At 71.3% G+C, this 17,337-nt stretch carries 16 protein-coding genes; 3 read left to right on the top strand and 13 right to left on the bottom strand.

Annotation, left to right across the window (positions count from 1 at the left end; translation table 11 throughout):
• Positions 1-35: 35 nt before the first annotated feature.
• From GUI43_RS23490 to GUI43_RS23435, 12 genes are all read right to left on the bottom strand, one after another.
• Entirely contained in the window at positions 36-2,855 is a 2,820-nt protein-coding gene (locus GUI43_RS23490; protein ID WP_112699799.1) for a hypothetical protein, read from the bottom strand.
• 137 nt (positions 2,856-2,992) lie between these two features.
• Positions 2,993-5,101: a tetratricopeptide repeat protein gene (locus GUI43_RS23485; RefSeq protein WP_112699798.1), complete on the bottom strand. Its 2,109-nt coding sequence runs from the start codon at positions 5,099-5,101 to the stop codon at positions 2,993-2,995.
• A gap of 16 nt (positions 5,102-5,117) precedes the next feature.
• On the bottom strand, positions 5,118-5,444 hold the full coding sequence (locus tag GUI43_RS23480; RefSeq protein ID WP_112699797.1) for a hypothetical protein: 327 nt from the start codon (positions 5,442-5,444) through the stop codon (positions 5,118-5,120).
• Between the two features lie 339 nt (positions 5,445-5,783).
• The gene (pheT, locus tag GUI43_RS23475) at positions 5,784-8,330 is read right to left on the bottom strand and encodes a phenylalanine--tRNA ligase subunit beta (protein WP_112604913.1); all 2,547 of its coding nucleotides are present in this window, start codon (positions 8,328-8,330) and stop codon (positions 5,784-5,786) included.
• 40 nt (positions 8,331-8,370) lie between these two features.
• The gene (pheS, locus tag GUI43_RS23470; protein WP_030335722.1) at positions 8,371-9,438 is read right to left on the bottom strand and encodes a phenylalanine--tRNA ligase subunit alpha; all 1,068 of its coding nucleotides are present in this window, start codon (positions 9,436-9,438) and stop codon (positions 8,371-8,373) included.
• A gap of 218 nt (positions 9,439-9,656) precedes the next feature.
• Positions 9,657-10,454, bottom strand: a complete 798-nt coding sequence (locus GUI43_RS23465) for a TrmH family RNA methyltransferase (RefSeq protein WP_112699796.1) — start codon at positions 10,452-10,454, stop codon at positions 9,657-9,659.
• Between the two features lie 83 nt (positions 10,455-10,537).
• Positions 10,538-10,930 carry a 50S ribosomal protein L20 gene (gene rplT / locus GUI43_RS23460; RefSeq protein WP_030488429.1) on the bottom strand — a complete coding sequence of 131 codons (393 nt, stop codon included), beginning with the start codon at positions 10,928-10,930 and terminating at the stop codon, positions 10,538-10,540.
• Positions 10,931-10,962: 32 nt separating this feature from the next.
• Positions 10,963-11,157 carry a 50S ribosomal protein L35 gene (gene rpmI, locus GUI43_RS23455; RefSeq protein WP_007458415.1) on the bottom strand — a complete coding sequence of 65 codons (195 nt, stop codon included), beginning with the start codon at positions 11,155-11,157 and terminating at the stop codon, positions 10,963-10,965.
• Positions 11,158-11,177: 20 nt separating this feature from the next.
• The gene (gene infC / locus GUI43_RS23450) at positions 11,178-11,828 is read right to left on the bottom strand and encodes a translation initiation factor IF-3 (protein WP_091401946.1); all 651 of its coding nucleotides are present in this window, start codon (positions 11,826-11,828) and stop codon (positions 11,178-11,180) included.
• 535 nt (positions 11,829-12,363) lie between these two features.
• Positions 12,364-12,837 (bottom strand): PH domain-containing protein, encoded by a 474-nt coding sequence (locus tag GUI43_RS23445; RefSeq protein WP_211326750.1) that lies wholly within the window; start codon positions 12,835-12,837, stop codon positions 12,364-12,366.
• A gap of 223 nt (positions 12,838-13,060) precedes the next feature.
• Positions 13,061-13,906 carry an ATP phosphoribosyltransferase gene (gene hisG, locus GUI43_RS23440; RefSeq protein WP_030488425.1) on the bottom strand — a complete coding sequence of 282 codons (846 nt, stop codon included), beginning with the start codon at positions 13,904-13,906 and terminating at the stop codon, positions 13,061-13,063.
• A gap of 50 nt (positions 13,907-13,956) precedes the next feature.
• Positions 13,957-14,220 carry a phosphoribosyl-ATP diphosphatase gene (locus tag GUI43_RS23435; protein WP_030335709.1) on the bottom strand — a complete coding sequence of 88 codons (264 nt, stop codon included), beginning with the start codon at positions 14,218-14,220 and terminating at the stop codon, positions 13,957-13,959.
• A gap of 133 nt (positions 14,221-14,353) precedes the next feature.
• On the opposite strand from GUI43_RS23435, the gene GUI43_RS23430 reads away from it, so the two are divergent.
• From GUI43_RS23430 to GUI43_RS23420, 3 genes are read left to right on the top strand one after another with little or no spacing between them, the layout of a single operon-like run.
• Positions 14,354-15,217, top strand: a complete 864-nt coding sequence (locus GUI43_RS23430) for an ABC transporter substrate-binding protein (protein ID WP_112699795.1) — start codon at positions 14,354-14,356, stop codon at positions 15,215-15,217.
• Positions 15,214-16,059, top strand: coding sequence for an amino acid ABC transporter permease (locus tag GUI43_RS23425; RefSeq protein ID WP_112584602.1), 846 nt, complete (start codon positions 15,214-15,216; stop codon positions 16,057-16,059). Before GUI43_RS23430 ends, GUI43_RS23425 begins: the two co-directional genes overlap by 4 nt.
• 3 nt (positions 16,060-16,062) lie before the next feature.
• Positions 16,063-16,806, top strand: a complete 744-nt coding sequence (locus GUI43_RS23420; protein ID WP_112604919.1) for an amino acid ABC transporter ATP-binding protein — start codon at positions 16,063-16,065, stop codon at positions 16,804-16,806.
• Between the two features lie 28 nt (positions 16,807-16,834).
• On the opposite strand, the gene ribH is transcribed toward GUI43_RS23420, so the two are convergent.
• A complete protein-coding gene (gene ribH / locus GUI43_RS23415) occupies positions 16,835-17,335 on the bottom strand; it encodes a 6,7-dimethyl-8-ribityllumazine synthase (protein WP_091401939.1) in 501 nt (166 codons plus the stop codon).
• Positions 17,336-17,337 lie beyond the last annotated feature (2 nt).

Genomic DNA, 17,337 nt, shown 5'->3' with positions numbered 1-17,337 from the left:
GCGAAGGCTAGCAGCAGGACGTGGTGACTGCAATTTTATGTGAAGCACTGCATGAAAGTACGACCGGTTGGAGCGCTGGGGTGACGGTCGAAGAAGTACGGCAGCCAACGCTGACAGAACGCGCCGAACGGCCGGACCGCCGGACAGACCCGCCGGCTGAGGCCGGACAGGGACACCACGTCCCGCCGGTCGGTCTGGTTGAACAGGCCGATGGTGACGTCGAAGACGCCACGTTGCACGGCGGCCTGGACACCCGCGGCCAGGATGTCCGCATCCAACTCGTCGACGGCGACATCCCGCCTGAGCAACTCGCCGGCCACGGCCGGCAACAGGTTGTTGCTGATGACCGTGATCAGTTTCGGATTCGGCGTGAGATCGATGACGGACGACGAGTGGCCCGCGACGTTGACGAAGGCCTCGGTGAAGGGCAGCAGGATCTCCGCCGTGCCCCACTCCCCGACCAGTTCCGACGCCGACCGCGACACCTCGGAGACCAGGTACAGATGGGTGGCGAGGACGGCGTACCGGACACGCGGATCACCGGCCAGCAGTTGCCCGATCCGGAACTCCTCAGCGCTGAAGCAGAGCCGGGCGAGCATGTACACGCGGGCCAACTCCCGCGCCTCGGCGGTCGTCAACAACACCTCGGCAGACCCGGCGCGCGGCGCGGGGACGCCCGCCGACGACCGGCGCGAGCGCCGGCCCTCCTCGCCGGCGGCACCGATCGCGTCGTCGAGCGTCGAGAAGATGCGGTCGGCCGCCGGCGGCGGAGCGTCCGGACCGCCCCGACACCTCTGGACGAGGTCCGGCCAGCGTGTCGACAAGCGGCTCATGACATCCCGGCACGCCTCGGCGTGGGACCGGCCCCGTAGTGACGCGAGCCGCTCGATACTGCGGAGCAGGTGCTCGGCCGGCGAGCCCGCGGTGGTCTCCTCGCGTAGCCGAGCGACCGCGGCCGGCAGGCTCCGGCCGGCCGTCAGCCCGAAGTAGCCGTCGAGGGTGTCGAGGTCGGCCGCGCCGAAGCGCACCGCCACCGGCTTCCCGGTCACGACCCGCCTCCAGTAGTACGCGCTGAGCGCGGCGGGATCCGCCAGCAGCGCGCCGAGATCACCGGACTCCGGCGAGGGCCGCCCCGGCGGCAGCACACGCCGCAGCAGCGCGCGCACGAAGTCGTCGTTGCGCGCGGTCACCTCGGCGGAAGCGGCCTGAAACCAGACCTCGGACGCCAGCTTGGCGGTCTGCCTCTCCTCGTTCACGGATTCGAGGTAGGTGTCCAGCTTCTCCTTCTCCGGGTGTGCCGGGCACTGTTCGCCCAGCGAGGGCGCCGCCAGCCGGATGTACATCCCGAACAACTCGCCCGTGATCTCGCGGCCCGCAGCGCCCAGGTCGAAAAGGTCGTCGGCCAGCACGGAGCCGAGGGCACCGAACACACACCCGGTGGCCAGAGACGCGTCGTCGGCGATGTCAGCGGCCGCGACGCACAGATCGACGATGAAGCGCCGCAGGGACAGCGCGGCCGCGCTCCCGTCGGTCGAACCCCAGATCGGGCCGGCGGGCCGGGACGCGACAGCCGTCGACAGGAGCCGCTGCAGGGCGACCAGCGCGCCGTGCAGCTCCTCGGCGAGTTCGCCGACCGGCCGGCGCGGTGGCGCGGACTCCGCGCGCAGGACCGCACCGAGGTCGTGCCGCGTGACGATGTCCCGGATGTGCTCCGGCGTCATCTCCCGGATCACGATGCGCGCCCGCTTCCGCACCTCCTCCCGCAGGTCGGTGTAGAGCGGCATGTTGAGGGCGCCCTGCAGGTCGTACTGCATGCGCAGAACGAGTCGCTGCACGATGGGCGTGTCGTCGTCGACAGCCGTGGCCAGCGTGGCGCGGCGCAGTCGGTCGAGGGAGACGCCCGCGCTCTGCCGCTCGTACCAGGAGCGAAAGCCCTCGTCGCGAAGGAGATGCCGGTCGGGGTCGACGACGAAGCCGGGCCGGGACGCGGCGGCCGCGAGCGCCGTGACGATTCGGGGCATCTCGTCGGCGAGAAGCTCCAGGAAGGGGCGCCCGTCCCCGGTCGCCAACAGGAACCGGTCGAGAGCCGACCCGGGGAGGTCGCTGGCGCCGAGGAAGCCGGTGCCCTCGTCGGTCCGGTGGAACGCCGCCATGATCGCGCTGCGTGGCCCGCCGGCGGACGTACGGTACCGGTGATGGACCAGCCGACTCGCGGCGAAGATCGTGTGACACGGCGTCGCGATGTCCTGAAGGTGGACGACTCGCGGGAGGCCGTCGTCGAAGAAGCGGGCCTGGGCGGCGAGCGCCTCGTCCACCCGGGCCTGCGAGGGAAAGATGCAGCTGTCCTCGTCGCTCCACGCGGTGCCGTCGTCGTTCACGAAGCACTGCCGCAGGAGCCGATTCGTGCGGGGCAGGTAGGTGAGCCCCTGCCCCGAGGGCCCTCGACCGGTGCCCATCGTCCAGGTGACGATCACCTTGAACTCGTCCATGAAGGGGCTGTTGTCGACGTGCAGGGTGTTGTCCCGCGCCACGACGTCGAGTGGTTGCGTGTCCTTCGCTCGCAAGTCGATGATCTTCACAGGCCCGCCGAGGGCGTGCGCGACGAGCGCGACCAGCAGCGGATGAGCGAACGCCTCCCGGAATTCGGGGTGCTCCACCAGGGAGCCCGCGTCCGCGACGTTCAGGTAGTTGTGCAGCGAGCCACGGCTGCCCCTGGTGTCGATCGCCGAGTCGTACGCCCGCCGCGCGCTGTCGAAACGCTCGGGTGGGACAAGCCCGGCGAGGCTGAGCGCACCCTCGGCCGCGAGGTTCCCGCTCAGCGACGTGAAGGTGCTCCGGAGAAGCGGACCACCCACCTCCGCTCGGCACGCACTGTCGACGATCGCTTCGACTTCGCGCCGGAACCTCGTGGCTTCCCGCTCCCGCCGCAGTTGCCGATATGACTCAGGGCTGGCCAGCTCGTCAGCCGGGACGAGCGGCGCGTACCGAGGGCTCATATCGCCGGACTCCCGACCACCAACGTCGACTGGGTGAGATCCGGATAGTGCTCCAGGCGGGCCAGCGCCCGTCGGACCTCTTCCACGGCGCTGGCGTTTCCGCCCTGACCGTACGCCTGCTCAAGCTGGCCCAGGATCGTCCGGACGGAACGGAAGTTGCCGAGGGACTCCTCGACCCGCCAGGCCCGCTCCAACCAGGTGCAGCCCTCCTCGACCTCGCCCGACCGGAGGCCGGCCGCGCCGAGCAGACGAAGGGCCAGCGCCCGGCCGTAGTCATTGCCGCGCTCCTCGCACATGGCGAGGCTGCGCAGGCCGAGCCCTCGGGCCCAGGAATGGTGGCCCAGTTCGTTCAGGGCCCGGGCCGCGTCGTACAGCCCCCGGGCCTCGCGGACGACATTGTTGCCGTTTCTGGATTCCCGGGCCGCCCGCAGCCCCCAGCGCAGCGCGTCCCGGTGGTCACCCGACCGGAGGCAGAGCTCGGCCATGGCGTGATGCGACGACGCCCGACCCGAATCGTCGCCGGACGTCGCGTCCAGAGCCATGGAGGCGCGCAACTGCTCCTTCGCCGGCTCAAGCTGGCCAATGTCGGCGTAGGCACGCCCGAGGGCGCGTCGGGACAGCGCCTCCATCGCCGGGTCACCGGCGGCCGCCGCGGCAACAGCCTCCCGTTGGACGGACAGCGTTCTCGTGACGTCCTGACGCCAGTAGAGGAACGTGTTGAGCGCCCGCGCGAACCGGGTGATGAAGGCGAAGTCGTCGTCGGCCCGGGCCTGCTCGATGAGGTAGGTCAGGGACGCGGTGATCGACTCGAACCAGGAGAGAGCCTGCGCCACTGTGAAGCTGGTCGACCCGACGACCGCCAGCAGCTCCTGGTCCGCGGGCAGGGAGTCCCGGTGTGGGTCGATGGCGCGATCGGCGGCGTAGCTCAACGCCAGGTGGACGGTGCGGATGCGGCGCGCGGTCAGAACCTGCTCGGCGGGGTCCAGCACCTGCCCGAGCGTCTCCGCGAGATAGGCCTTCATCAGGTCGTGGAAGCGGTAACGGCCAGGGCTGATCTCGTCGATGAGGGATGCCAGGCACAGGGCTTGAAGACTGCGGTCACACACCCGCCTGGGCTGGTCGAGGACGAGGCACAGCACCGCCACCGAGCATTCGTTGCTGGGCAGCATGGACGCGACGTAGAGGACCTTCGTCGTCGCCGCGTCGAGGTCGTCGAGTGACCAGGAGATGACGCGACCGACCTCGATGCCCAGGCCCGCGTCGTCGAGGAAGCGAAGTGGGCTCTGCTCCTCCTCGATTCCCCTCGCGGCGTCGTCGATCGTCCAGGTGGTCTGGATGGCGAGCTTCGCCGAGACGATGGCCAGCGCCAACGGGTGCCCCTCCAGAAGCTGCACGATGCGCCGGGCGGCGGCCTGCTCCCGTTCGACGCGGGCGAACCCGACACGTTCGGCGATGAGCTCCACCCCCTCGTCGAGGGTGAGCAACGGAAGTTTGATGACCCGGGCGTCGTGCCGAACGCTCATCTCCGGGATCGCCCGGCGGCTGGTGACCACCAGCACCGACCCGAAGCCCGGCACCAGGTCCCGAACCTGCTCGTAGGAGCCCACGTTGTCCACGATGACGAGGCAACGCCGGCCAGCGGTGACGGCGCGGAAGACGCCGCCCCACTCCGCCTCGTTGTCAGGAAGGTCGGACCGGTTGATCCCCAGCGTGGCGAGGAAGCTGCGCAGGGCGTCCCGGGTCTCGATGCGCGGTGTGCCGGAGTACGCGCACATGTCGACGAAGAACTGCCCGTCGGGATACTCGGCGATGCGCGAGCTGGCCCAGGCGACCGCGAGGGTGGTCTTGCCCGAGCCGGCCAGACCCCACAGCATGCAGCAGCGCGAGCCGGGCGTCGTCATCGCCTCGTCCATCTCGTGCAGCAGGTGGTGCCTGCCGACGATCCTCCCGATGCCGCCCGGGAGCATGTGCGGTGGCTCGGGCACGCGCGCCGCCGCTCGCGGCTGTTCGACGTAGATCGGGCCGGAGGAGCCCACCTGGAGGACCTGGTGCGCCAACAGGCCTTCGGCCACGTTGTGCGACGAGCTTCCGGAGGCGGGCTCCATGTCGGCCACCTTCCGGCTACATCGTGATGTCGCCGACGCGCTGGGCCTGCACCAGCTTGCCCACGTTGCTGGAGGCCACCACGTTGGTGCTGCCGATCGACGTGGACCCCTGCCGGAGCTCCCGCAGAAACTCCGGATCCTCGGCCGCGAAACGGGCCAGGAGCGCACGGAGTTGCGCCATGTCGTCCGCCGAGGCGTCGCCCTGCGCGACCCGGTCAAGGGATTCGAGCATCCCTGCCGGCTCGTCACTGCGGACGAATCGCCGCCGGATCAGGTCGACGAGTGCCGCCCCGGACCCCTCGGCGATCTTGACGAGCGCCGCGGCGACGATTGCCTCGATCATGCGCTGCTCCTTGACCTGAAGGCCTGCGACAGGCGTCGGCACTCACCCCTTCGCCAGGCAAGGCTACCGATTCGTGTCGACCTCGGAAAGGCTCGTGACATGGTCGGCAACGTCGACACCGAGCCCCCGGCCGATCACCCGAAGGGCACCAGGTATCGACGCCGACGCATGCCACAGCCGACGGATGCCTGGTGCCGAGCCACCGCAACCTGCCAGGGACGGCCTCGCCGCCGACGAGGGCCGGCGCGGCCTGTCGGAAGCCCGACACGGCGCAGCCGGCGGCGAAACGACGACGGCCCCGCTACCCGCTGCGGGGTACCGGGGCCGTCGTGGGTCGCGTCAGGCGCCGCGCAGGGTGGCGCCGAGTCGCTCCGCCGCGACGGCGACCGCCGCGTCCCGCGCCGCGACCGCCTCCTCGACGGTGAGCGTCCGGTCCGGTGCCCGGAAGGTGAGCTTGTACGCCAACGAGCGGCGGCCGGCGCCGAGCTGCGCGCCGGAGTACACGTCGAACAGCCGCACGTCCTCCAGCAGCTCACCGGCGCCCGCCTCCAGCGCCCGGCGCACCTGCTCCGCCGGCACCGACTCGTCCACCACCAGGGCCACGTCGATCAGCGCCGGCGGGAAGCCGGAGACCGTCGGCGCCGGCGTCACCGGGGTCGGCGGCAGCGTGTCGAGGTTCAGCTCCATCGCGCTGGTGCGGCGGGGCAGCTCCAACGCCGCGACCACCACCGGGTGCAGCTCGCCGGCGTGTCCGACGACCGAGCCGTCGACCCGCAGCTCGGCGCAGCGACCCGGGTGCCACGGGGCGTACTCGGCGGCGCGCACCTCGACCCGCTCGTCGGGGATCCCGGCGGCGGCCAGCACGTCACGGGCCGCCTCGATCGCGTCCGCCCAGCCGGCCGGTCGACCCGCACCCCACCAGCCGGCCGGGTCCAGGTCGCCGGAGAGCACCACCGCGACGTGCACCGGCTGCGCCGGCACCACCGCGTCGGCGGCTGCGAACTCCTCGTCGGTGGGGCGCCGGTCCACGCCCATCGCCGGCGGGCTGCCGGCGCCGAGGCGCGGGTGGAAGACCGCACCGATCTCGTAGAGGGCGAGGTCGCGGTGCCCCCGGCCGAGGTTGCGCTTGAGGATGCCGAGCAGCGGGCCGAGCAGCGTGGTGCGCAGCAGCGGCTCCTCCTCGGACAGCGGGTTGGCCAGCCGCACCGCGGGCCGACGCGGGTCGTCGGCCGGCAGGCCGAGTTGGTCGGCCAGCTCCGGCGACACGAACGGGTGCGCGAGCACCTCCACGTACCCCCGCTCGGCCAGCGACCCGGCGACGGCCCGACGGCGACGCTGCCGCGGGGTCAGACCGCGCCCCGGAGGCGCGGTCGGCAGCACCGACGGCACCCGGTCGTACCCGTCGAGGCGGACCACCTCCTCGACCAGGTCGGCCGGGTCGGTCAGGTCCGGCCGCCAGGTCGGCGGCGTCACGCTCAGCACCGTCCCGACGCCGCTGGCCACGCCGACCGCGCCCGGGTCCTCGGACAACCGGTCCGCGCCCTGCGCGACAGTGCAGCCGACCCGCTCCAGCAGGGCGACCACCCGCGCCGGCGGGTACTCGACGCCGACCCGGCGGGTCGGCAGGTCCGCCGGAAGACTGATCGGGGTACGCGGCCGGACGTGGTCGATGTCCAGGATCTCCGCACTCGGCGTGCCCCCGCCGTGTTCGGCGAGCAGCCGCACGGCACGCTCCAGCGCGACCAGCGCCACGGCCGGGTCGACGCCCCGCTCCCAGCGCTTCGCGGCCTCGCTGAACAGCTTGTGCCGGCGGGCGGTGCGCCCGACCATCGCCGGGTCCCAGTGCGCCGCCTCGAAGAGCACTGTGGTCGTGCCGGCGACGACCTCGCTGGTCTCGCCGCCCATCACCGCGGCGAGGGAGATCGGGCCAGTGTCGTCGCAGATCACCATGTCGTCGCCGGTGAGCACCCGGTTGACCCCGTCGAGGGTGGTCAGCTTCTCCCCCGCGTCGGCGCGACGGACCACCAGCGGCCCGGCGATCCGGTCGGCGTCGAAGGCGTGCATCGGCTGGCCCAGCTCCAACATCACGTAGTTGGTGATGTCGACGGGCAGCGAGATGCTGCGGATGCCGGCGGTGACGAGCCGCTGCTGCATCCAGGACGGTGTGGGCGCGGTCGGGTCGACCCCGCGGACCAGGCGGGCCGTGAACCGGTCGCAGCCGACCGTGTCGCGGACCTCCACCGGGTACGCCGGTGTCTCGGTGCCACCCGGGGCCGGCGCCAGGGCCGGGTCGCGCAGCGGCACGTCGAACGCGTGCGACAACTCCCGGGCCAGGCCGCGCAGGCTCAGCGCGTACCCCCGGTCAGGGGTGATCTCCAGATCGAGGACGACGTCGTCGAGGCCGACCACCGGGCGCGCGTCGTCGCCCGGCTTGGCCGTCACGTCCGACCCCAGCACGATGATGCCGGAGTGGTCGTCGCCCAGGCCCAGTTCCTTGGCGGAGCAGATCATGCCCGCCGAGTTGTGCCCGTACGTCTTGCGGGCGCCGATGGCGAACCCGCCGGGCAGCACGCCGCCGGGCAGGATCACCACCACCCGGTCACCCGGGGCGAAGTTACGGGCACCGCAGACGATCTCCTGCGGCTCGCCGGTGCCGTTGGCGGCACCCACGTCGACCCGGCAGAACCGGATCGGCTTCTTGAAGCCGGTGAGCTCCTCGATCTCGCGGACCTCACCGACGACCAACTGGCCGGTGACGGTCTCGGCCAGGTCCACCACGGACTCGACCTCGATGCCGAGGTCGACCAGGGCCTGCTCCAGGTCACCGGTGGGCAGGTCGGCGGGGAGGTCGACGTACTCCCGCAGCCAACTGACAGAAACTCGCATGACTTCAGACCACCGTTCCCGTGTCTCGTACCCGCATCGCCTACGCCCCGGTCCCGAGCGCGCGGCTGAACCGCACGTCGCCCTCGAAGAGATGGCGGATGTCGCTGACCCCGTGCCGGACCATCAGGGTCCGGTCGATGCCCATGCCGAAGGCGAATCCGGAGTAGACCTCCGGGTCGACGCCGCAGGCGCGCAGCACCCGGGGGTTGACCATGCCGCAGCCACCCCACTCGACCCACTGCGGGCCGTCACGGTGCTCCGGGAACCACACGTCGAACTCCGCCGACGGCTCGGTGAACGGGAAGTAGTGCGGCCGCCACCGGGTCTTCGCCTCCGGGCCGAACATCGCCCGGGCGAAGTGGTCCAGCGTGCCCCGCAGGTGGGCCATCGTGATGCCCTTGTCGACCACCAGGCCCTCGGCCTGGTGGAACACCGGGCTGTGGGTGGCGTCGATCTCGTCGGTGCGGTAGACGCGGCCCGGCACGATCACGTAGATCGGCGGCTTGCGGCTGAGCATCGTGCGGGTCTGCACCGTCGAGGTGTGCGTACGCAGCACCAGGCCGGAGCCCTCCGGTGCGATGTGGAAGGTGTCCATCAACCCGCGCGCCGGGTGGTCGGCGGGGATGTTCAACGCGTCGAAGTTGACCCACTCCAGGTCGACCTCGGGCCCCTCGGCCACCTCGTAGCCCATCCCGACGAAGAGGTCGCTGATCGACTCCATCAGGGTGCTCAGCGGGTGCCGGGCGCCGCGCGGACGCCGGTCGTAGGGCAGGGTGACGTCCACCCGCTCCTCGACCAGCACTCGCTCGGCCTGCTCGCGCTCCACCACCTCGGCGCGCTCGGCGTACGCGGACTCGATCGCCCGGCGGGCCTCGTTGACCCGCTTGCCGGCGTCGGACTTCGCGGCCGGCGGCAGCGCGCCGATCTCCCGGCGCGCGAGGGAGACCGGTGACCGGTCACCCAGGTGCACCGAGCGCAGCGCGGTCAGCGCGTCCGGGTCGGCCGCGGCCTCGAACGCCTTCGTGGCGTCAGCGACGGCCTCGGCCAGGGCGGCGGGGTCGAGCAGGGCGACCTGCTTCGGGTCGTACGGATCGTTGCGGTAGCTCATGGCGTACGGGCACTCCCTCACGGCGGCGCCAGCCCTCACCGGGGCGGCTAGGCGAGTCTACGGACGCGCGGCTGTGCCGCAGCCCGCCGGTAGGAGTTGCGCAGGGAGCAGGTCAGGCCCGCCGCCCGCCGACACCGGCGGGCTGGCTAAACGAACGCCGTGTCGCGTTCATGGACGGACGCTCTCCCCTGCTGTCAGTGGCGCCGGAGGCAATCACCTCAGCGCTGTGCTCTCGCTGAAGCGTACAGGCAGACCGCGGCGGCGGCAGCCAGGTTGAGGCTCTCCGCGCGCCCGTACAGCGGCACCCGCACCGTGGTGTCGGCGGCGGCTGTCAACTCCTCGGGCAGCCCGTGCGCCTCCGAGCCGAACAGCCAGGCGGTGGGCCCGACGAGCCGACCGTAGTCGGTCAGGTCGTCCAGGTCGCTGTCGCCGTACCCGGTGGTGGCGAAGATCGACAGCCCGGCGGCGCGCAGCGCGTCGACCACCGCGACCGGGTCGCTGGCGCGCACCACGTCGACGTGGAAGAGGCTGCCGGCCGAGGCCCGCACACACTTGCCGTTGTACGGGTCGACAGCGTCTCCGGCGAAGATCACCACACCCGCGCCGGCCGCGTCGGCGGTGCGCAGCACCGTGCCGGCGTTGCCCGGGTCGCGGATCTCGGCGAGCACCGCCACCAGCCGGGGCGCACCCGCGAGGGCCTGCTCCAGTGAGACGTCCACGTGCCGGCAGACGGCCACCAACCCCTGTGGGGCGACGGTCTCGGTCAGCGCCGCGATGGCGTCGTCGGTCACCTCGGAGACCGGCACGTCGGCGCGGGCCGCCGTGGCGGCCAACTCCGGATACCGGTCGAGCGCGGTGGTCGTACCGAACAGTTCGGTGACCACCTCCGGCCGCGCGAGGGCCTCGCGGACCGCCTGCGGGCCTTCGGCCAGGAAACGGCCGGTGGCGTCGCGGTCCCGGCGGCGTTGCAGGCGGCGGGCGGCGACAACCCTGGGGGTACGCGGGGTGAAAGCCATGATGTGCGCTCCTCCGGCACGATTGAGGCGCCCCCCGGACGGCGGTGCCGACACGGGAGACGCCTCGCTCTGGTGCGTGGGGATCAGGCGGCCTGAGCCGCCGCGCCGCCGGTGCCCTCGGCCGTGACCGCGGCCCGGGCCAGCTCGACGATCGCCGCGAAAGAGGCGGCGTCGTTGACAGCCATGTCGGCCAGGATCTTGCGGTCGACCTCGATGCCGGCCAGACGCAGGCCCTGGATCAGACGGTTGTAGGTCATCCCGTTGGCCCGGGCGCCCGCGTTGATCCGCTGAATCCACAGCTGCCGGAAGTCGCCCTTGCGGTCACGACGGTCCCGGTAGGCGTACTGCATCGAGTGCAGCACCTGCTCCTTGGCCTTGCGGTACAGGCGGGAGCGCTGACCGCGGTAACCACTCGCGGACTCCAGCAGGGTACGACGCTTCTTCTGGGCGTTTACAGCCCGCTTGACGCGTGCCATCTCAACTCCTAATTACGTAAAGGTGGCGCGCGTCAGCGGCCGAGCAGCTTCTTGATGCGCTTGACGTCGGCCTTGGCCAGCACGACCGTGCCGGTCAGCCGGCGGGTCTGGGTGGAGGGCTTCTTCTCCAGGTTGTGGCGGAGGCCGGCCTGCTGGGCAACGATCTTGCCCTTGCCGGTCACCTTGACCCGCTTACCCATCCCCGTGTGGCTCTTCATCTTCGGCATGTGGAACGTCTTCTCCCCTGTTACTCGCCGCTGGTGTCGGCGGCGAGGCCGGTGTCACCGGCTGCTGCGGTCTCGCTGACCGCCGCGGTCTCATCGGCTTCCGGAGTGGCGGACTCGTCCGCTGCCCGGTCCCGAGGTCCGCCGCGAGACGCCGTAGCGGCGACCGCGGAGGCCTTGACGGCCCGATGCGGGGCGAGAACCATGATCATGTTTCGGCCGTCCTGCTTCGGAGCGGCCTCGACGTATCCCAGTTCCGTGATCTCGGATTCGAGCCGGCGCAGGAGCCGGTAACCCAGCTCCGGGCGGCTCTGCTCGCGACCGCGGAACATGATCGTCACCTTGACCTTGTCGCCCGCCTTGAGGAACCGCACCACGTGACCCTTTTTGGTCTCGTAGTCGTGCGGGTCGATCTTCGGCCGAAGCTTCATTTCCTTGATGACGGTCTGCTGCTGATTACGCCGCGCTTCGCGCGCCTTGAGTGCGCTCTCGTACTTGAACTTGCCGAAGTCCATGAGCTTGCACACCGGCGGGCGCGCCATCGGCGCAACCTCGACCAGGTCCAGATCGACGTCCGCGGCCAGCTGAAGAGCGCGCTCCAGCGGGACGATGCCCACCTGCTCACCCTCTGGGCCGACCAGTCGGACCTCACGTGCCCGGATCTGCTCGTTCACGCGTGGTTCGACGCTGATGGGGCCTCCTCGAGTCGTTTCTGCTCAGTCGCCGACCCCTGCGGCTCCCGGGAGGGAACCGACCCGAAAAGCAGAAGGCCCCGGCGCATGCCAGGGCCCGCTCGACCGGTCAGCACGATCACAAGGATCGCGCATCCGGCACCGGGACATGCCCGGAACCGGTGACCGGACCCGGCCACCGTAGCGGCGACTCGGGTGGGAGCAGGCGCTCCGCTTTCAAGGCTGTCTGCTCGCACGCGGAGACAGCCTGGTCGACTCGATAACACTACACCGGCGCCCCGGCGACCCCCAAACCGGGCACGACCTGCGGCCGGGCACGAGCGTGGCCGGCCATTGCGTCGCGGCCGCCGCGTCGCCCTGTCGCCGCTTCGAGATCCGCGCACTTTCTCTGAAACTGCCGCCTCAGGGTGCCGGGAGGCAGCAGTTTCAGGGAAGTTGTCCAGATCTCGGCGAGGGTGCGCGGCGGGCCTGGCCGGTGGGCGACGACGCGAGGTCGGCGGTGGGAGGTTTCGTCAGGTCAGCGGCCGACGGCGCGCTCGGCGAGGCGGGCCTGGTGGGCCTCGTGCAGCCGGCGCAGCGCGCGGACCCCGTCGACGGCCAACTCCTTGTCGGCGGCCTGCAACGCGACCATCGGCAGCAGGTCATCGTCGTGCAGCTCCAGGCTGGCCCACGGCGCGCCCCGGTCGAAGCGGACACCCCGGACAACCTCCCAGGGCAGCTCGTAGGAGCTGATGACGTTACGGACCCGGATGCTCCGTGCGTCCGCCTCCACCCGGGGACGGGTGAACAGCAGGAAGCCCAGCGCCCCGAAGATGCCCAGGCCGATCATGGCGATCTGGTCGCCGCGCTGGAAGCTGCCGTAACCATCGCCGGTCGGGCCACTCAGCGAGGTGGCGACCAGACCGAACACCACCACCAGGGCAGCCGCCGACGACCAGCAGACCACGCGGATGCGGCGGGGCTTCAGGCGGACCAGTTCGGTTTCACTCACCCCATCAGTCTGCCATCCGCACCCGGTCATCGAACGCACCACCCGCCGAGCCACCACCCCGAGCCCACCAGCCACCAGCCACCTCAAGATCGCGCTCGATCCAGGATCCAGTGGCCTCCGTCGAGATCGGGACCACTACTTCAATGATCGAGCGCGATCTTGCCGGTCCGGGCGGGGCCGTCGGGAGGTCCCACGCGCCGAGGCCGCGCTGCGGACGCGACGGTCAGAGGCGGCAGGCGTGGATGTTGGTGACGAGGATGGCGCGGGCGCCCAGTTCGTACAGCTCGTCCATGATGCGGTGCACGTCGTCGCGGAGCACCATCGCCTGCACCGCCACCCAGCCCTCCCGGTGCAGCGGCGACACGGTGGGCGACTCGATGCCCGGGGTGAGCCCGCTGGCCCGGTCCAGCAGACCGGCCGGCACGTCGTAGGCGAGCATCACGTAGCGGCGGGCCACCAGCACACCGTGCAGGCGACGCAGCAACTGCTCGGCCTGCGGTTGGGCGGGCGCGCCGGCGCGCCGGACCAGCACCGCCGACGAGCGCAGCAGCGGCTCACCGAAGACCACCAGGCCCGCCTGGCGCAGGGTCGCGCCGGTTTCCACCACGTCCGCGATCACGTCGGCGACGCCGAGGCGTACGGCGTTCTCCACCGCGCCGTCGAGGCGGATCACGTCGGCCTTGACGCCCACCTCGCCGAGGTGCCGTTCGACCAGCCCCGGGTACGCGGTGGCGATGCGGTGACCGCCCAACTCCTGCACGGAGGCGATGTCGTCGGGGCGGGCGGCGAAGCGGAACGTGGCCCGGCCGAAGGCGAGGTCGACGACCTCCTCGGCCGGCGCGGCCGAGTCGATCAGCAGGTCCCGGCCGGTGATCCCGAGGTCGAGGTCACCGGAGCCGACGTAGGTGGCGATGTCCTTCGGGCGCAGGTAGAAGAATTCGACGTCGTTCGCCTCGTCCCGGCAGACGAGGTCCTTGGGGTCAGTGCGCTGGCGGTAGCCCGCCTCGCGCAGCATCTGGGCGGCCGGTTCGGCCAGGGTGCCCTTGTTGGGAATGGCGACACGCAGCATGACGGAGTGCTCCTTGGGTCCGGTTGGTGATCAACAGGGGTGGGAGGCACTCACAGATGTCGGTAGACGTCCTTGAGCTCGAGACCGCTGGCGAGCATCAACACCTGGACCTGGTAGAGCAGCTGGGAGATCTCCTCGGCGGTGCGCTCCGGCCCCTCGTGCTCGGCGGCCATCCACGACTCGGCCGCCTCCTCGACGACCTTCTTGCCGATGAAGTGCACGCCCTTGTCCAGCGCGGCGACGGTGCCCGAGCCCGGGGTGCCGGCGGCGGCCTTGGCCTGCAGCTCGGCGAACAACTCCTCGAACGTCTTCACGGGGAACGATTCTTCCAGCCACCCGGGTGACGCCCCACGTCCGGGTCCGTCGAAATCCAGCAAGCGGACAATTCCCTACCAACATGGTGGGACAATTGCCGATCGATGCCCATGGAGCTCTACGCTGTCCGCCATGGCCAGCCGCTCACGTCTCCTCGCGCTCACCTTCGCCGGTGCCGTCGTCGTAGCCACCGCCGGATGCGCGCCACAGGACGAGAAACCCACCCCCAATGTCACCGCCGCGCCGTCCTGCGCCAGGGACAGCCTGCCCACGCGTACGCCGGGCAAGCTGACCATCGCCACCGACCAGCCCGCGTACGAGCCGTGGTTCGCCAAGGACAAGCCGGACAGCGGCGAGGGCTTCGAATCCGCCGTCGCGTACGCGGTGGCCGAGAAGCTCGGCTACGCCCGCGGCGACGTCACCTGGACCCGGGTCAAGTTCGACACCGCCATCGCGCCGGGGCCGAAGGACTTCGACTTCGACATCAACCAGTTCTCCATCACCGACGAGCGCAAGCAGGCGGTCGACTTCTCCGCGCCGTACTACCTGGTACGGCAGACCGTCATCGCGTTGAAGTCCTCGAAGATCGCCGGCCGGAAGTCGCTGGCCGAGCTGCGGGACGCTCGGCTCGGCGCGCAGGTCGGCACCACCAGCTACCAGGCGATCACCGACGTGATCAAGCCGGCCGCCAAGCCGCAGGTCTACAACAGCAACGACGATGCCAAGAAGGCCCTCCAGAACGGGCAGCTGGACGGTCTCGTGGTGGATCTTCCGACCGCCTTCTACATCACCGGCGCGGAGATCACCGACGCGACGATCGTCGGGCAGGTGCCGCAGGTCGGTACGCCCGAGGCGTTCGGGTTGCTGCTGGACAAGAACTCCCCACTGACCTCCTGCGTGAGCGCGGCGGTCGGTCAACTCACCACGGCGGGCACACTGAAGGAGCTGGAACAGAAGTGGCTCGCGCAGGTGGCGGGGGCGGCCGAGCTGCGGTGACGCTTCTGGATCATGTGCCCTCGGAGGCGCAGCTGCGGCGGTCGGCGTACCGGCGTCAGCAGACCGTCTACAGCGTGCTCGTCGCGGCGTCCTCGACGGCGGCGCTCGGCACGCTGCTGGTGATCGCGGTGACCGGGGCGCCGGGCTGGGACCGGGTCCGGCGGTCGTTCCTGGATCCGGAGATCGCCCGCGACGCGCTGCCCACGGTGCTGAGCGGGCTCTGGCTCAACGTACGGCTGCTGGTCTGCTGTGCGGTCGGCGCGCTGCTGCTCGGGCTGGTGATCGCCGTGCTGCGGACGCTGCGCGGGCCGGTCTTCTTCCCGGTCCGCGCGCTGGCCGCCGGCTACACCTACACCTTCCGCGGCCTCCCGCTGATCATCGTGCTGTACCTGCTCACCCTCGGCGTGCCCGGGCTGCGGTTGCAGGGCATGCCGCCGGTGCTGGTGCTGGGTGGGATCGCGTTGGTCCTCACCTACGGCGGCTACCTCGCCGAGGTGTTCCGGGCCGGCATCGAGTCGGTGCACTCCAGCCAACTCGCCGCGGCCCGCTCGTTGGGCCTGACCTACCGGCAGACGATGCGGCACGTGGTCCTGCCGCAGGCCGTCCGCCGGGTGGCGCCACCCCTGCTCAACGACGTGGTGGCGTTGCAGAAGGACGTCGGGCTGGTCTCGCTGGCCGGGCCGATCGACGCGGTCCGCGCCGCGCAGATCGCCACCGCCCAGACCTTCAACTACACGCCGTACGTCGTGGCGGGGGTGCTCTTCGTGCTGCTCGCGATCCCGCTGATCGCGGTCACCGACTGGGTGACGCTGCGCGCGGCCCGCCGACAGTCGGGAGGCTGACCCATGGCGTTGCTGCGCTGTCGGGGCGTGCGCAAGGAGTTCGGCGGGCACACCGTGCTCGACCAGCTCGACCTGACCGTCGCCGAACATCAGGTGGTGGCGCTGATCGGCGCGTCCGGGTCCGGCAAGTCGACACTGCTGCGCTGCGTCAACCTGCTGGAGGAGTTGGACGACGGCACCATCGAGTTGGACGGGGAGGACATCTCCGATCCCCGGGTGGACCCCGATCGGGTCCGGCGGCGGATCGGCATGGTGTTCCAGGCGTACAACCTTTTTCCGCACCTGAGCGTGTTGGACAACATCACCCTCGCGCCGCGCCGCGTACACCGGCGGGGCCGGGCGGAGGCCGAGGCGCAGGCCCGGGAGCTGCTCGACCGGGTGGGGCTCGGCGCCAAGGCGGACGCCTACCCGGACCGGCTGTCCGGCGGGCAGCAGCAGCGGGTGGCGATCGTCCGGGCGCTGGCCAACTCACCTCGACTGATGCTGCTCGACGAGGTCACCTCCGCGCTCGATCCGGAGCTGGTCGGCGAGGTGCTGGCGATGATCCGCGACCTGAAGGCCGACGGCATGACCATGGTGCTGGCCACCCACGAGATGGGCTTCGCCCGGGAGGTCGCCGACGAGGTGTGCTTCCTCGACGCCGGGCGGGTCATCGAGAGCGGCCCGCCCGAGCAGGTGCTCGGCGAGCCGACCCAGCCCCGTACCCGGCAGTTCCTGCGCCGGATCATCGAGGCCGGCCGTCTCTGAAGGCCCGCCTTCAGAGACGGCAGGGGCGTCAGCCGCCGAAGCCGACCCGCTGGGCGTTGCCCGCCGCCACGGTCCGCACGGCCAGCGCCGCGTCGAGTGCCGCCACGGTGGCGGCCCAGCCCTTGTCCTCCGCCGAGCCGGGCAGACCGGCGCGGTCGCGGGCCTGCTCGATGGTCTCCACTGTCAACACGCCGTGCGCCACCGGCTTGCCCTCGTCCAGCGCCACCCGGGTCAGCCCGTCGGTGACCGAACGGCAGACGTAGTCGAAGTGGGCGGTGGACCCACGGACCACCACGCCGAGGGCGACCACCACGTCGCAGCGGCGGGCGAGGGCCTGCGCGACCACCGGCAGTTCGACCGAGCCGGCGACCCGGGCGACCACGGAACGCGCGCCGCACGCCTCGGCGGCGGCCACCGCACGCTCCAGCATGTGATCGGTCAGCTCGCCGTGCCAGCGGGCGGCAACGACCCCGACGGTCAGCCCCGCGGCGTCGACCGCCTCGACTCCCGGCTCACCGAAACCCGCCATCG

This window comes from Micromonospora noduli (genome assembly GCF_003264365.1).
GTDB lineage: Bacteria > Actinomycetota > Actinomycetes > Mycobacteriales > Micromonosporaceae > Micromonospora > Micromonospora noduli.
The sequence above is the reverse complement of the archived record's forward strand: the minus strand, read 5'-3'. Positions and strand labels throughout refer to the sequence as shown.

What these genes read in the sequence shown, in the direction of transcription:
- GUI43_RS23485 (WP_112699798.1), bottom strand. Translation starts at nt 5,101, where the DNA reads ATGGAGCCCGCCTCCGGAAGCTCGTCGCACAACGTGGCCGAAGGCCTG.
- GUI43_RS23480 (WP_112699797.1), bottom strand. Translation starts at nt 5,444, where the DNA reads ATGATCGAGGCAATCGTCGCCGCGGCGCTCGTCAAGATCGCCGAGGGG.
- pheT (WP_112604913.1), bottom strand. Translation starts at nt 8,330, where the DNA reads ATGCGAGTTTCTGTCAGTTGGCTGCGGGAGTACGTCGACCTCCCCGCC.
- pheS (WP_030335722.1), bottom strand. Translation starts at nt 9,438, where the DNA reads ATGAGCTACCGCAACGATCCGTACGACCCGAAGCAGGTCGCCCTGCTC.
- GUI43_RS23465 (WP_112699796.1), bottom strand. Translation starts at nt 10,454, where the DNA reads ATGGCTTTCACCCCGCGTACCCCCAGGGTTGTCGCCGCCCGCCGCCTG.
- rplT (WP_030488429.1), bottom strand. Translation starts at nt 10,930, where the DNA reads ATGGCACGCGTCAAGCGGGCTGTAAACGCCCAGAAGAAGCGTCGTACC.
- rpmI (WP_007458415.1), bottom strand. Translation starts at nt 11,157, where the DNA reads ATGCCGAAGATGAAGAGCCACACGGGGATGGGTAAGCGGGTCAAGGTG.
- hisG (WP_030488425.1), bottom strand. Translation starts at nt 13,906, where the DNA reads ATGCTGCGTGTCGCCATTCCCAACAAGGGCACCCTGGCCGAACCGGCC.
- GUI43_RS23430 (WP_112699795.1), top strand. Translation starts at nt 14,354, where the DNA reads ATGGCCAGCCGCTCACGTCTCCTCGCGCTCACCTTCGCCGGTGCCGTC.
- GUI43_RS23420 (WP_112604919.1), top strand. Translation starts at nt 16,063, where the DNA reads ATGGCGTTGCTGCGCTGTCGGGGCGTGCGCAAGGAGTTCGGCGGGCAC.
- ribH (WP_091401939.1), bottom strand. Translation starts at nt 17,335, where the DNA reads ATGGCGGGTTTCGGTGAGCCGGGAGTCGAGGCGGTCGACGCCGCGGGG.